The sequence below is a fragment of the Pallidibacillus thermolactis genome, assembly GCF_025660415.1.
In the GTDB taxonomy this organism is placed as follows: Bacteria; Bacillota; Bacilli; order Bacillales; family Caldibacillaceae; genus Pallidibacillus; species Pallidibacillus thermolactis.
The window spans coordinates 1-14,432 of record NZ_JAOUSE010000065.1; the positions used below are offsets into that span (position 1 = coordinate 1).

Below are 14,432 nucleotides of genomic sequence, written 5' to 3' on the forward strand. Positions count from 1 at the left end.
ATTGTCTGTACGCTTCGATAACATCCTAAATTTCCCCCGTTAACCAAGAATTCTATCCCTATTATACAAAAAAAGCCTGTAGATTTGGCCACTAGTTAGGGACTTTGTCTACAAGCTGAAACTCGCAATTTGCGAGTTTTTGTTTTGTATAATATTATGTATAAATAAAAATAATTCCAAAAGAAAAATAAATTATACGTATGGTATTATTGAGTTGGACTTGTCGGTAAATAAATAGTAAATGTGGAACCTACTCCCCATTCACTTTCAACATGGATTTTCCCATGATGTTCTTCAATAATTTTATAGCACATCATAAGCCCAAGTCCATTACCGCTTGTTTTAGTTGTAAAAAATGGTTGACCAAGTTTTTCTAATAAATCTTTTGGTATCCCGGTTCCTTCATCTTGGATGGATAGCATGCCAAATTCGTCTTTTTTCTGAAGTTGAACCGTTAAACAACCTGGTTTTTCCATGGCTTCTATAGCATTTTTTACTAAGTTAATTATGACTTGTTTGATCTTTTGATCATCACAATAGACATAAACTTGTTCGTCTTCAAACTTTCGAACAACTTTTATTTTTCGCTGAATCGCTTCTCTTTCCAATAAAGTCATGCAATTTTCAAAAATAGATTGTAAATTATGTAATTGATAATCCTTCGGCGATGGTTTAGCAAATGCCATTAATTCATTAGAAATCGTATCAATCCGATCAATTTCACTTTCCATAATTTCTAAGTAATCCATATTCAGTTTCGTATCCGATTTCATTAATTGAATAAAACCTTTCAACGAAGTTAATGGGTTACGGATTTCATGGGCAACTCCAGCAGCAAGTTGACCGATTAATGCCATTTTATCACTTTGTAATAAATTATCTACTTGTGTAATATGCATTTCTTTAATCACATAAAAATATTCTTTAATGTTTTTTACTTGATTTATTATCGGATTAATAATGAGTATGATCGGTAAATATATCCCATCCTTTTTCTTTAATCGTAACGTTATTTTATAAAAGTGTTGTGAAACCCGTCCATTGAATAAATCAAGCAACTGTTTGCAATCATTTTCATGGACTAAATCTTGTAAATTTTTGTTTAATAATTCATTTTCTTGATACCCTAATACGGACTTGATATTAGATGTTACAAAATTAATTTTTCCGTCTTTTGTACTTTTAATAAAAACATGATTATATAAATTGGAAATGTATTCCATAATTTGTTTGACGATCACAATCAATTTATCGTTTTCGTGATCGGTTTGGTTTTGAGAAAGAATTGACACTGCTTTCAACCTCATTTCCACTTGAAAAATAAAATAAATTGTATACAGGGCATCATCGTCTTAATTATTATATTAAAAAAGTATTACGTATATCTAGTCATTTATTAAAGTGTATTATAACAAAATTTTATTTAAATTTAAATAAAATTTAAATAAATTAAAAGAACCGACGTAAAAATAAGCATAATCTTTCAATTTAACGACACTCATTTCTATTTGTTTTCATTTATGACGAATATGCTATATAATGATTGAGTGTACTGAATAAATGCAACTGCACGATCCTAATTTTTATTTTCAAATAATTATTTTTATCAGTTCTACCTATTATCATTATCAATAGGAAGGCGTTACTTATATGAGTTTTTTAACTGTATTTATTACGTCCATATTTTTCTTAAACTTTATTTTCGCATCGATTGTCGTCTTTTTTGAACGTAGAAATCCAAGCTCAACATGGGCTTGGTTACTCGTGCTTTTCTTTATCCCTTTACTCGGTTTTGTACTTTACTTAACACTGGGACAAAATTTGAAGCGTAAAAAATTATTCGTTTGGGAAGACCTAAAGAAAATTGGGTTAGATGATTTAATACAAAAGCAAAAAAATACTTTAAAAAATCAACAATATCATCCTCTAAGCAAAGAACTGGAAAAATATCGTGATATGATGTATTTATTTTTATCAAATAATCATGCATTAATTACGAACGACAATAAACTTGATATCTTTACCGATGGAAAAGAAAAATTCCATGCTTTGTTTAAGGATATAGAAGCAGCAAAACATCATATTCACCTGCAATATTACATTTTTCGTGACGATCAATTAGGGACGAAGCTAATTGATTTACTGACAAAAAAAGCAAAAGAAGGCGTAGAAGTTAAAGTGTTATACGATGAAATGGGGTCACGGAGAATTAAAAAAAGAGCGTTCAATAAATTGAAAAAAGCGGGAGGATATGTGGAAATTTTCTTCCCTTCAAAAATTCCCCTCGTCAATTTACGAATCAATTTTCGAAATCATAGAAAAATTGTTGTTATTGACGGAAAAATCGCCTATCTCGGTGGTTTTAATGTCGGAGATGAATATTTAGGATTAGTAAAAAAATTCGGCTATTGGCGTGACACCCATTTACGAATTGAAGGTACGGCAGTCCATGCGGCACAAATTCGTTTTATATTAGACTGGAATCAAGCTTCTGACCGAAATGATATCTATTATGATCCAAAATACTTTCCAAACATCACTCAAAAAGGAAAAATTCCAATTCAAGTTGTAACGAGCGGTCCAGACTCCCAATACGAGCATATAAAAAATGGCTACATAAAAATGATTTCGTTAGCAAAAAAATCGATTTATATTCAAACACCATACTTTATTCCAGATAATAGTATTTTAGATGCCTTACGTATTGCGGTCTTATCTGGCGTTGAAGTAAATATTATGATTCCGAACAAACCAGACCATCTATTTGTATATTGGGCAACGCTATCATATATTGGGGAGCTGTTAGAAGCTGGAGCCAACGTATATATATATGATAATGGCTTTATCCATGCTAAAATGATTGTAGTTGATGATTTAGCAGCATCAATAGGGACAGCAAACATTGATGTCCGAAGCTTTCAATTAAACTTTGAGGTAAATGCATTCATCTATGATAGTCAAACGGCAAAACGTTTAGTTCATATATTTGAACAAGATATTAAGAAATCGCGTCGACTCACTTATGACCAATATTTACAAAGACCATTAATCATACGTTTTAAGGAGTCCATTTCACGGTTGCTCTCACCAATTTTATAATGTCTTCTGAAAACAAGCGGTCCATTTTTGGTTCGCTTGTTTTCGATTGGTTAAAGTATAACAGAACCACTCTTACAAAAATGAATATTCTTTTTTCATTAAAACAGGTGTTATTTTCTGAATATTAAAATTATAATAAACCTAACGATGATATAGAAGGGAGAAAATGAATGAAGAAAACTTGGCTCCTTGGATTTGGTTTTTTAAGTATTAGTCTCACTTGGGCTTTATACAACGCTTTTGTCCCCTTATTTCTAGAAGAATTTATCCCTAACAATGTTGCCTTAATTGGTTTTTTAATGACGATGGACAACTATATTGCGCTTTTTTTACAACCTTATATTGGTAATCTCAGTGATAAAACGAACACTCGATTTGGTAAACGAATGCCGTATTTAATATTGGGAATGCCACTGGCTGCTGTTTTTGTCGTTTTAGTGCCACTGCATTTTAACTTACTTACCTTGATTCTATTCATGCTCGCTTTAAATATCACAATGGCGATTTTCCGATCACCAACTATTGCACTGATGCCCGATATCACAGTGGAAAGTAAACGGACAACCGCTAACGGGATCATAAACTTTATGGGGGGTGTCGGCTCGATTCTAGCTTTAGCAGGCGGGGCTTTCCTGTATGATTTACATCAAACAATACCTTTTTGGGCGGCAGCGTTCGTTTTACTAGCTGCATTATTTATTGTCACCTCATCGATTAAAGAAAATCGAGATGCCATTCGCTATGACGTTTCAGATAAACAACAAAAGATTCGAATGAAAAAGGAATTAAATTCATCAACATTGTTTATTTTATGTGCGATTTTCTTTTGGTTTGTTGCTTATCAAGGAATTGAAGCATTATTTACCTTATTTGCAACGAATGAATTTGGGATGTCCGACGGTCAGGCTTCCTTCACATTATCATTCTTTGCATTCAGTTTTCTTTTATTTGCCATTCCAAGTGGATGGCTCGGTGCAAAGTTTGGAAAAAAACGAGTAATTATGGTAGGACTGATTGGACTCATTTCAATTTTTTTAAGTGTCAATTTCGTAGATTCAATTTTAGGATTACGAATGTTGTTACTTATTGGTGGCATGTTTTGGGCTTGTATAAATATTAACTCCTATCCATTTATCGTTGCAACAGGAACTGAAATCGCAATCGGAACAAGGACTGGCATGTATTATCTCGTATCTTCTCTTGCTGCGATTATAGGGCCTCCGTTAATGGGATATTTCGTTGATTTAACTGGGTATCATTTATTATTTTTCATGGCTGCCATTTGTATGGGATTAGCACTTCTTTCGATTTCATTTGTAAAAAATGCTGAGAAAATGAAGTGTTCAACATTGAAAAGTTAATTGTTAAAAGTCGCTAAAAAATAGCGGCTTTTTAATTATGGAGACTTTGACTAATGATTTTGATCCCTTCTAAATTTAAAAATACTTCATCACATTCTTTTTCTATTGTATGAAAGTTGAATTCACAATTTAAAAACAGTTAAAATAAATTAAGTAGCTTTTCTCAAAATATTATTTTAAAATGATTTCAATAAAACGAGGTTTAGATATGGAAACAAAAAAAGTATTAACCGTCCTTTTTTTCATCATGTTTTTAGTTTTCATTGGTTTCGGAATCATCATTCCTGTCCTCCCCTTTTATGCCGAAGATTTAGGTGCTTCACCTACCGAATTAGGGTTATTAATGGCTGTATACTCCTTTATGCAATTAATCTTTGCACCTATTTGGGGTCAACTATCTGATCGGATAGGACGAAAACCGATTCTTTTGATTGGAATAAGCGGTTTGGCTGTATCCTTTTTCTTAATGGCTATTGCTGATTCATTATGGATGTTATTTGTGGCAAGAATATTTGGGGGCATCCTTTCAGCTGCCAATATGCCGACAGCGATGGCATTTGCAGCAGATATTACAAAAGAAGAAGAGCGTAGTAAAGGTATGGGGATTATTGGTGCAGCAACTGGTTTAGGTTTTATATTCGGACCTGCAGTCGGTGGGATTTTTTCTGATATCGATTATTCCTTGCCATTTTATATTGCTGCTTTTTCATCCATAATGACTTGTTTTCTTGTATTATTTGTATTAAAAGAATCATTCCCAAAAGAAAAAAGACATAAAGATACGAATACGACTTCTTCGAGATGGAATGCCTTTAAAGGTGCGAATACGATTTTATTTATTTTACAATTTTTCATTTCCGTATCATTAGCGGGATTAGAAGCCACTTACGCCTATTTTGCAGCTGAACAAGCAGGATTACAATCGAAGCAAATTGGCTACATTTTTATGATCATGGGACTCGGTAGTGCTATTGTTCAAGGTGGTGTCATCGGACCGTTAGCAAAAAAATTTGGCGAAGGGAAAGTGATCCAAGCTGGAGTTATTGTATCTATTATTGGATTCGGATTAATTTTATTTACTAATAATTTTGTGACAGCAGCCATTTACTTAACGATTTTTGGGATCGGAAATGGGGTTATCCGACCGGCTGTTTCTGCATTGCTTACAAAAACCTCTAAGGTTGGACGAGGGAATATAACTGGTTTACTTTCTTCCTTTGACTCATTAGGTAGAATCATAGGTCCACCTCTTGGGGGACTTATATTCTCGCTAAATATTTTCCTGCCTTACATATCCGGTGCCTTCTTATCCATTGTGGCATTTCTTTTATATCAAGTGTACCGTATTCAATTAAGAACTATAGAAAAATATTAATTTACTACTTCCAATAAGTACCACTTCGGATATTTTTCGTTGGGGATGGTGTACCGCGCGTGTCAAGTCTATAGGCTCATGGACTTGACGTTTATACTTTCAGACAAAAGCATTTGCTGTTCCCAATGGATTCTTTATAGATCATACATAAGGAATCCAAGTATTTACACTTCTACTTCAATTTCCATTACTTTTCTCTAATTAGACAGACAGCTCCTTCTCTTGTAAATAATTTTTTTGATTCTTTTCATAATAATCATTCGTATTTAATCATAAATTGACAATGACATCACATTTCGTCTCACCATTAGGTAATAAGACCGTATTTTTCACATAAAAAATACATTATTATTATGACAGAAAAAAATTTCTAAAAATGAAATTCGCCTTCGGTCATGGTTTCTCTTTAATAGCGATTAAAGATTAAAGGAGCCGTCAGATGATAAAAAAATGGTTGGACAAATTAGATATCCATTTGTTATTCATTATTTTCCTTCTAGCAATTATGAGCTGTATGACGTTAACGGCAGCATATGAAATGAATTTTACGAATGAAAATTATACATATAAGCAAGTTGCATTTTATATCATTTCTATCGTTCTATTTTTTATCTTAACAATAATCGATTTAGATATGATTAAATACTTTTCCTCCTATATTTATTTCATTTGCTTACTTTTACTTGTTGGAATTATTTTTCTAACAGGGTCTATCTCAAAGGAACTAAACGGAGCTCTTGGTTGGTACATTATTGGGCCAGTGTCTATTCAACCGGCTGAGCTTATGAAATTCGGTTTTATCATAATTTTAGCGAAAATCTTAGACAATCATAAATATAAAAAGAATAACTTAGGAAATGAGCTGTTTTTAATCTGTAAAATGGTCCTTTGTCTTTTACCAATCATGATCACATTGTTTTTCTATCCTGATTTAGGAAATATGTTAACCCATTTATCTATATTTATTTGCATGGTATTTGTTTCAAATATTCGCTTTCGAACGATATTCACCTTTATATTATCGATTCCGATGACATTGGGTGCAACCTTCGTTTATATTTATTTTCGTTATGAATCTTTCTTCTTCAATCATATATTAGGACTGCTTCCTGATCACGTTGCTAGTCGTTTTTATGGCTGGTTAAAACCAGAGGAATATCCACAATCTGCTCACCAAATGATCCAATCGATAACTCATATTGGTGCTGGCAATATAAATGGATATAAATTTGCCAAGGATTATAATCCCGAGATTCCATTAGCCTATTCAGACATGATTTTCTCTGTCATCGGCAGCGTATTTGGTTTTATTGGTTCTGCCTTTCTCATCATGTTATTCTTGTTATTAATTTATAAAGTTGTAACCATCTCATTATCTTATCATGAAAACTATGGAAAATATCTCGGTGCTGGGATTACGGGATATATTTTATTCCAAGTTTTTCAAAATATTGGAATGAGTGTTGGGATATTGCCAATTACAGGTGTCGCCTTACCTTTTATTAGTTATGGCGGTAGTGCCCTGATAACGGCGATGGTCACTTTAGGACTTGTTATGAATATGAAAGTGAATGGAAGACAGTATATGTTCAGAAATGAGAGTGCTTTAGATGGTTTTGAATAGCGCTACTTCCAATATAAAATAATAGGTTACCTCCACAGGAGATAACCTATCAAAACCAAAGTTATTCATCTACTAAAATATAGGTTGCTCGTACTGGTCCGTGGACACCAACAACACGGACCATTTCAATATCTGCACTATTACTTGGACCGGTGATAAAACTCACACAAGTTTCTATTTGTTCTCCATTAGCAATCCGTTTATGAATATGACTTGCTGCTTGCGTAAATCGGGGAACGACTGTACTTGTCGGAATGATCGCAATATAATCCTTCGGCATAATGGCTATTGAATGACCGTTATCCTTATTATTAAAAATGGTTACTGTTGCTGTCTCAGCTAAGGTTATATCGCTAAAAGTAATGCCAATGTCTGCTTGTTCAGCAATTCGTATATTTTCTTTCCCGATTGAATCATCCCAAATATGTACTTGCAAGTTCGGTTCAGAATTGTAAAATTCCGTTAATCCATATTCAACGTTACGATCGTCCTTTGCAGTTACAATTTTTTCACCACCATACGCCTTAATAGCTTCCTTCAACACTCGGACGAGCTCCTCTTTCTTTGTCCGTTTGACAGTAACCCCTATTTCCATTGCTTGTTCCGTAAGCATTTCAATTAATTGTTCTTTTGTTTTATCTTTATATTTTTCCGTTTGTGGTGTCACTTTCCAATTTGGGCGTTGAACCCTTTCTGTTTTTCGAGGACGACCAAGACTTTTGGCAATATGATTTAAGAATTTCTCCCGATTATATACCGTCATTACGTTTCACTACCTTTATCTCTATTTTTAAACCAATCACGGAATGTTTGTTTAGGAGGAACAGGCAAATCACGAACATCTGTCCAGCCCTTTAACGGTCCTGGTCCCTTTTTAATCACATCATCTTTTGCTAAAGGTTTTAATGTGGTATGAGCCAATTTTGTACTCATGTTGTAGATTGTTGGATTTCCTCCCCACATTCCTACACATTTCATCATCAATTTTTCAGACAAGGGTGCTTTCTTTTCTTTTTCAACAATGGCTTGCCGATGCATGATTAACATTTCATGAAGGGGAATTTTTACTGGACACGCTTCAGTACAAGCACCACATAATGTAGAGGCGTATGGTAATTCTTTATGATCATCATAACCGTCTAATAATGGAGTTAACACTGCCCCGATCGGTCCTGGATAAACAGAATTGTAGGCATGACCACCAATGTGACGGTATACCGGACAAACGTTCATACACGCGCCACAACGTATACAATTTAATGCTTGTTGGAAAGCTGTCCCTAATATGCTTGAACGCCCGTTATCAACGATTACTAAATGGTAATCTTCCGGTCCATCTACCTCTTTCTCTGAACGTGCTCCAGTATAAGCTGTAATATAACTTGTAATTTTAGCACCGACGGCTGAACGGGTTAATAGACTAACTAATACTTCCATTTCTTCCCAAGTTGGTACAACCCGTTCCATTCCCATAACGGTAATCAGCGTATCTGGAACGGAATAAACCATATCTGCATTTCCTTCATTTGTCACAAGTGTAATGGTACCTGATTCAGCAATAGCGAAGTTACACCCTGTAATTCCGACATCCGCAGATAAAAAGTCATCTCGCAATTGCTGTCTAGCAAAGCGTGCCAACTCATCTGGATCATTAGATCCTGTATAACCACGTTTTTCCGCAAAAGTTTGTCGCATTTGTTCACGATCTTTGTGTAATGCCGGTGTAACAATGTGAGATGGTTGATCACCATTTAATTGTAGTATCCACTCACCAAGATCAGACTCAACAACTTCTGCTCCTGCCTCTTGAATAGCTTTATTTAACTTGATTTCTTCCGTTACCATTGACTTCGACTTTACGACTTTTTTAGCATTTTTTTGCTTGATAATCTTTTTAATATATTCATTCGCTTCTTCAGCCGTTGATGCAAAAAATACATTCCCACCACGCTTAGCAACATTTTCACTTAATTGCATTAAATAGTAATCAAGATTTTCAATCGTATGTGAGCGGATTTGTTGACCTAAACGTCGCCAATCTTCCCAATCTCCTAAAATTTCAGCTTGTGTTAAACGTCCAGTTCTAAAACGACCTTGCGCACTAGCGACTGCATGACGGGCAAAGTCATTTTGAATTCCTTCTTCAATTCGTTGTTTATAAGGTACTTCCTTTAACTTTAAACTCATACTTTTCTTCACCCCTTTAATTGACAGTATTTAGAATTTCAGTAATATGAAGGACCTGTACGTCTTTCCCTTCCCGTTGCATACGACCTCCAATATTCATAAGACAAGCCATATCACCGCCAACTAAATATTCTGCTCCCGTTTCAGAAACATGTTGCGATTTTTCTTTCACCATTTCTTGCGATATTTTTGAATTTTTCACCGAAAAAGTACCGCCAAATCCACAACAGTCATAAGCATGAGGAAGTTCAATCAATTCAACTCCTTTAATTTTTTCCAGGAGAATTTTAGGCTCATCTTTAACACCTAATAAACGAGTCATATGACAAGATGGATGATAAGTTACCCGTCCTTTAAATGTAGAACCTACATCTGTAATATTTAAAACATTTACTAAAAATTGGGTAAGCTCATATGTTTTAGCTGAAAGAGATTTAGCAGGTTCTTCCCATACGGGATCCCCTTTAAATATTTTTTCATATTCACGAATCATACTAACACACGAACCAGAAGGACCTACGACATATTCGGAATTTTCAAATGCACGAATCATCTGTTTCATAGATTTTTTAGCTTCTTGGAGATACCCGCTGTTATAGGCAGGTTGTCCACAACATGTTTGGCTTGCAGGAAAGTCAACTACACACCCCAATCGTTCTAAAATTTCAACTGTATTTTTTGCCACATTCGGAAACATGATATCACTTATACATGTAGCAAAGATCGATACTTTCATTGTCAACACCTCTACTTCATAAAACTTCATAACCTACTAATTTAGTACTTTTAATAAATCTTGATTAACACCTTCTAAATGTTTGTACATCGCCATTCGTGCTTCAATTTCATCTCTTTTTTTAATTGCTTTAAAAATTTCGCTATGCTCCCTCAATAATTTTTCTGGACGATTTTCCGAGTACAATAATACTTGTCGTGTTTCTTTAATTGTTTCACGGATGAGATCAGAAACACTTCCCATTAAATGAATTAAAAGATCATTATGGGTTGCATTAGCAATTGCCATATGAAATTCAATATCAGCCTTTGCGGCAGCCTCCTCATCTCCCTTTGCTGCTTCCATTTTACTTAAAGCGTTTTCAATGGATTTTAAATCTGTTTTGTCATGCTTTAATGCAGCAACCCCTGCAGTACCTGCTTCAAGTATTTTACGAACTTCATATAATTCTTTTATATCCTTTGTTTTCATGAGAAAGGCCGTACTTACCGGTAACGTAAATTTTGCGGGATCAAAACCGTTTATATAAGTTCCTTCTCCTTGTCGCATCTCTACAAGGCCCATCGATCGTAACCCACTCAATGCTTCACGAATGGCCGACCTTCCAACACCAAAATTTTCGGCCAATTTTTCAACGGACTCTAACTTGTCACCTGGTTTTAATTGGCCTGTTTTTATCATTTCTATGATTGAATCTGCAACTTCTTCATAAATTTTTTTTGTACGAATTCGTTTATATTTCATCTTTTCATTTTCATCCCCTATCCATTTGATCACGGCAGTAATAAGGTCATCAGATGACTATATTTATATGGTACTGATTTTCTTTTATTTTATCAAATTATTAAGATTTTTTTGTTGAAAAAATAATCATAATTGAAAATGCTGGAATTATACTCCAGCACTCCCTACTGATTATTCTTTAATTTTTCCATAATCATATTTAACTTTTTTTCGATATTATCTAATTGCACTTTTCTTGTTTTGCCTTGTTTGACAATCGAAATAATCAACCAGATGATGGAAACGAAAATTAAAAAAATAAAGAACTGAAAAATCACATCTCCTAATACTATACTTTCAACCATTCACTTCTCCCCCTATACCACTTAAATTTATCGAAAAAAAAAACGAAAATTTCTTATCCAGTCAAGTATACTGTATAGTAAAGTGTTAATTCAATTATTCCTGCAATTTCTACAAAAAATGAGGAGAAGGTGATAGCCAGACGAATTCACAAAATATTAGATTTTGATAAATCACAAACAGTATGAACTGTCCGTAAAACGGGAAAGTCTGATGCTATGTTTATTGATAGGTATGATGGCGGACGCCCATTCAAAGGAACAGCATCAGTCACCTTAAACGAACATGAACGTTGACGTGGTCTTATGGCTCGTGTGCTCGATGCTTACGATTTCAGCACAAAAGCTTTTGCTTTCGCCACTGAATTCGCCGCCAACCCTTCGTTACAAGTCTTCTTCAACAAACGCACCCGTTAACTCAATAAAATATAGATTGAAACAAAAACGTTGAATCCAGCTATAAGAAAAGGTATTTGCCTTTCGTTTTTGAAATTCAGTAATCCCAGTAACTAAAAGCATTATCCCTATGAATAACAATGTATAAGGTATTATTACCCCAGGTGCACCAGTTAACAAGCTATAAATGGGTAATGCCACTATAATGATAAATAAAATAAGTCTAAGTATTTTTAACGATATCCCCCCAACATAAAATAAATTCCTCTCAAATTTCTTACTTAATCATATTTTATTTAGATATGCCTTATAATGAATACATATTTGTAATTATCGTTTTAATCGTTGCTAGTTGAATTTTTGTTTCAGTTATATCTTTTTCTTCAATAGCAACAAGTAGTTTATGAATCGTTTCATATAACTCTTCATACTCTTGTTCAACCCCGATTAATTGTAATTTCCATTTATTGGCATCATAGATATTAAGCAAATCATTCCCCTGGCTTTTCAACTGTCTCCATTCTTTTTGTTCCATCGAATGTTCAAGTTGATCTAATGCATTGGTAAATTCCTCTTTACCTATTAAATTTGAACACCCCGAAAGTATAAGTACAATCACAAACATTCCTATAATTTTTTTTAACATCTTTCCGTCCCACCTTTTATCGTGAATGTTCACGATTATTTTTACCTATACTAAGAAAAGATTACATAAAAACTCAGGGGGTTTAAAAATGCCCGAACTAATCGTTATCGTTATTCGTTCCCTCATTTCCTTTATCGTGTTGCTTTTATTGACTCGATTAATGGGAAAACGACAAGTATCCCAACTTACCTTTTTTGATTATATTGTCGGTATTACTATTGGTTCAATTGCGGCAGAAATGTCTTTTGATCAAAATGTGAGAATTATAAACGGAATCACTTCCTTACTTATTTGGGGACTTATACCATTCATCTTAGCTATAATCAGTTTAAAATCGAGAACATTTCAGCAACTTATTGATGGTAAGCCTACAATTATCATAAAAAATGGAGAGATCCTTGAAAAAAGCATGAAAAAAGTATTTTTATCCATTGAAGAACTCATGCTTCTTTTACGCGAGAAAAATATTTTTAAGATTTCTGATGTAGAAATCGCAATTTTAGAAACGAATGGGCAACTTAGTGTGTTGAAAAAAACATCCCAACAGCCTGTAACTCCACAAATGTTAAAAATGGTATTAAAACAAGAAAAGGCGCCAACTTTACTTATTGTAGATGGACAAATTTTATATAAAAATTTAGCTACATTAGGCTACACCGAGGAATGGTTAATGAAAGAAATACGAAAACAAGGCGCTACGAATACGGATGAGGTATTTTTAGCACAAGTTAGTTCGGATGGGGAACTTTTTGTCGATTTATACGAAGATCATAATGGATCTTAACGCTATCTTTTTTGCCTTTTTATAAAAACATGGGACTATCCAGAAATTAAGTACTAATATTTTGGTTTTGGCGGACGCGCATCCAACGCTTTTGTTACAAAAGCTTATAATGTTCGGGCTGGACTCTGATAATGCTTTACTGTTTCTGCACACAGAAAAATCTTTTTCGTACCGCCTATCCGCCATATCTACTTCAAATTCTACTATTTTGGACAGTCCCATGGATAAGATCAAAGGTTATACTTCTTTATCACTTCTATACTCTAAAATATCCCCAGGCTGGCAATCCAATGCCTTACAAATCGCATCCAAAGTTGAAAAGCGAATCGCTTTTGCTTTGCCATTTTTCAATATTGAGATATTTGCCATTGTAATGCCAACCTTCTCTGAGAGCTCTGTCACACTCATTTTTCGTTTTGCTAACATCACATCAAGATTTACAATAATGGCCATAATATCACCTCAGACTGTCAAATCATTTTCAGTTTTTATATCTACTGCTTCTTGTAACAGTCTTTGTAAAAGGGCTGCAAAGACAGCAATAAGAAACGATGCAAAAACGACAACCATCCCAATAACCATGATTCCAGGCGCATCATCCAATTTGGCAACAAAGTATAAAAAAGGCAAAATAACAATATAAATACCACTAATGAACCATGCACAACATTTAATTTTCTTTAGAGCATAAACAGAAATTTGTGAGAATGCTTGCCTTTTGTCAATATAATGTAATAGCTTATAAGCCTGGTATAACGCAAAGAAAAATGGGATCATTGTTAAGGAGATGCCGATGACAATGGGATAGAGTATATGGGCATAAGTCGTGTTAAAAGGGTTTTGGATTAAATAGGGTAATCCTAATAGGATGAAAGCAATCGCGGGACTGGCTAACAGAAAAACTGCCATTTTTAATAAGAGCGTTGACGCTCGTTCCATATTGAACACCTCACATCATTGGGATGTTATTGATTATAAACGACATTTTATTGTTTTTCAATAAATATTTATTAAATGATTGAGTCAAGTATTTGTGGGCAGTTTTTTTCTCCCTAACAATGAAAGCGAATTCACTATTTTAGGGTACTCTCTTGATAAAAAATTTATCTTTTTTAAAATCCGGCCAACTCCTTTAAAGT

Annotated in this window: 15 protein-coding genes; 5 read left to right on the plus strand and 10 right to left on the minus strand. The window is 34.0% G+C overall.

The genetic code is table 11. From position 1 onward, the window contains the following. Positions 1-206 precede the first annotated feature (206 nt). A complete protein-coding gene (locus tag OEV82_RS14470; protein WP_263062272.1) occupies positions 207-1,292 on the minus strand; it encodes an ATP-binding protein in 1,086 nt (361 codons plus the stop codon). 358 nt (positions 1,293-1,650) lie between these two features. On the opposite strand from OEV82_RS14470, the gene cls reads away from it, so the two are divergent. The 4 genes from cls to OEV82_RS14490 all read left to right on the plus strand — a co-directional run bounded on the left by cls (position 1,651) and on the right by OEV82_RS14490 (position 7,459). After that, positions 1,651-3,099 carry a cardiolipin synthase gene (gene cls / locus OEV82_RS14475; RefSeq protein WP_173662560.1) on the plus strand — a complete coding sequence of 483 codons (1,449 nt, stop codon included), beginning with the start codon at positions 1,651-1,653 and terminating at the stop codon, positions 3,097-3,099. 170 nt (positions 3,100-3,269) lie between these two features. After that, complete coding sequence (locus OEV82_RS14480) at positions 3,270-4,460, plus strand: MFS transporter (protein WP_263062261.1); 1,191 nt, start codon at positions 3,270-3,272, stop codon at positions 4,458-4,460. Positions 4,461-4,668: 208 nt separating this feature from the next. Then, positions 4,669-5,835 carry an MFS transporter gene (locus OEV82_RS14485; RefSeq protein WP_263062262.1) on the plus strand — a complete coding sequence of 389 codons (1,167 nt, stop codon included), beginning with the start codon at positions 4,669-4,671 and terminating at the stop codon, positions 5,833-5,835. Positions 5,836-6,274: 439 nt separating this feature from the next. After that, positions 6,275-7,459: an FtsW/RodA/SpoVE family cell cycle protein gene (locus OEV82_RS14490; RefSeq protein WP_263062263.1), complete on the plus strand. Its 1,185-nt coding sequence runs from the start codon at positions 6,275-6,277 to the stop codon at positions 7,457-7,459. Between the two features lie 61 nt (positions 7,460-7,520). On the opposite strand, the gene OEV82_RS14495 is transcribed toward OEV82_RS14490, so the two are convergent. From OEV82_RS14495 to OEV82_RS14520, 7 genes are all read right to left on the minus strand, one after another. Continuing rightward, positions 7,521-8,222 carry a LutC/YkgG family protein gene (locus tag OEV82_RS14495; protein ID WP_173658482.1) on the minus strand — a complete coding sequence of 234 codons (702 nt, stop codon included), beginning with the start codon at positions 8,220-8,222 and terminating at the stop codon, positions 7,521-7,523. Further along, positions 8,222-9,646, minus strand: coding sequence for a LutB/LldF family L-lactate oxidation iron-sulfur protein (locus OEV82_RS14500; protein WP_263062264.1), 1,425 nt, complete (start codon positions 9,644-9,646; stop codon positions 8,222-8,224). Before OEV82_RS14500 ends, OEV82_RS14495 begins: the two co-directional genes overlap by 1 nt. A gap of 16 nt (positions 9,647-9,662) precedes the next feature. Continuing rightward, the gene (locus tag OEV82_RS14505; RefSeq protein WP_263062265.1) at positions 9,663-10,382 is read right to left on the minus strand and encodes a (Fe-S)-binding protein; all 720 of its coding nucleotides are present in this window, start codon (positions 10,380-10,382) and stop codon (positions 9,663-9,665) included. A gap of 36 nt (positions 10,383-10,418) precedes the next feature. Beyond that, positions 10,419-11,126: a FadR/GntR family transcriptional regulator gene (locus OEV82_RS14510; protein WP_263062266.1), complete on the minus strand. Its 708-nt coding sequence runs from the start codon at positions 11,124-11,126 to the stop codon at positions 10,419-10,421. A gap of 164 nt (positions 11,127-11,290) precedes the next feature. After that, positions 11,291-11,470, minus strand: a complete 180-nt coding sequence (locus OEV82_RS14515; RefSeq protein WP_263062267.1) for a hypothetical protein — start codon at positions 11,468-11,470, stop codon at positions 11,291-11,293. 381 nt (positions 11,471-11,851) lie between these two features. Next, positions 11,852-12,064 carry a DUF3953 domain-containing protein gene (locus OEV82_RS16210; RefSeq protein ID WP_407672778.1) on the minus strand — a complete coding sequence of 71 codons (213 nt, stop codon included), beginning with the start codon at positions 12,062-12,064 and terminating at the stop codon, positions 11,852-11,854. 106 nt (positions 12,065-12,170) lie between these two features. After that, complete coding sequence (locus tag OEV82_RS14520) at positions 12,171-12,509, minus strand: hypothetical protein (protein ID WP_263062268.1); 339 nt, start codon at positions 12,507-12,509, stop codon at positions 12,171-12,173. Between the two features lie 88 nt (positions 12,510-12,597). Between OEV82_RS14520 and OEV82_RS14525 the strand changes: the two genes are divergently transcribed. Further along, entirely contained in the window at positions 12,598-13,293 is a 696-nt protein-coding gene (locus OEV82_RS14525) for a YetF domain-containing protein (protein ID WP_263062269.1), read from the plus strand. Positions 13,294-13,530: 237 nt separating this feature from the next. Here the strand turns inward: OEV82_RS14525 and OEV82_RS14530 are convergent, their stop codons facing one another. Further along, entirely contained in the window at positions 13,531-13,746 is a 216-nt protein-coding gene (locus OEV82_RS14530; protein WP_263062270.1) for a helix-turn-helix domain-containing protein, read from the minus strand. Between the two features lie 9 nt (positions 13,747-13,755). Further along, a complete protein-coding gene (locus tag OEV82_RS14535; protein WP_263062271.1) occupies positions 13,756-14,232 on the minus strand; it encodes a DUF2975 domain-containing protein in 477 nt (158 codons plus the stop codon). Positions 14,233-14,432: the final 200 nt, after the last annotated feature.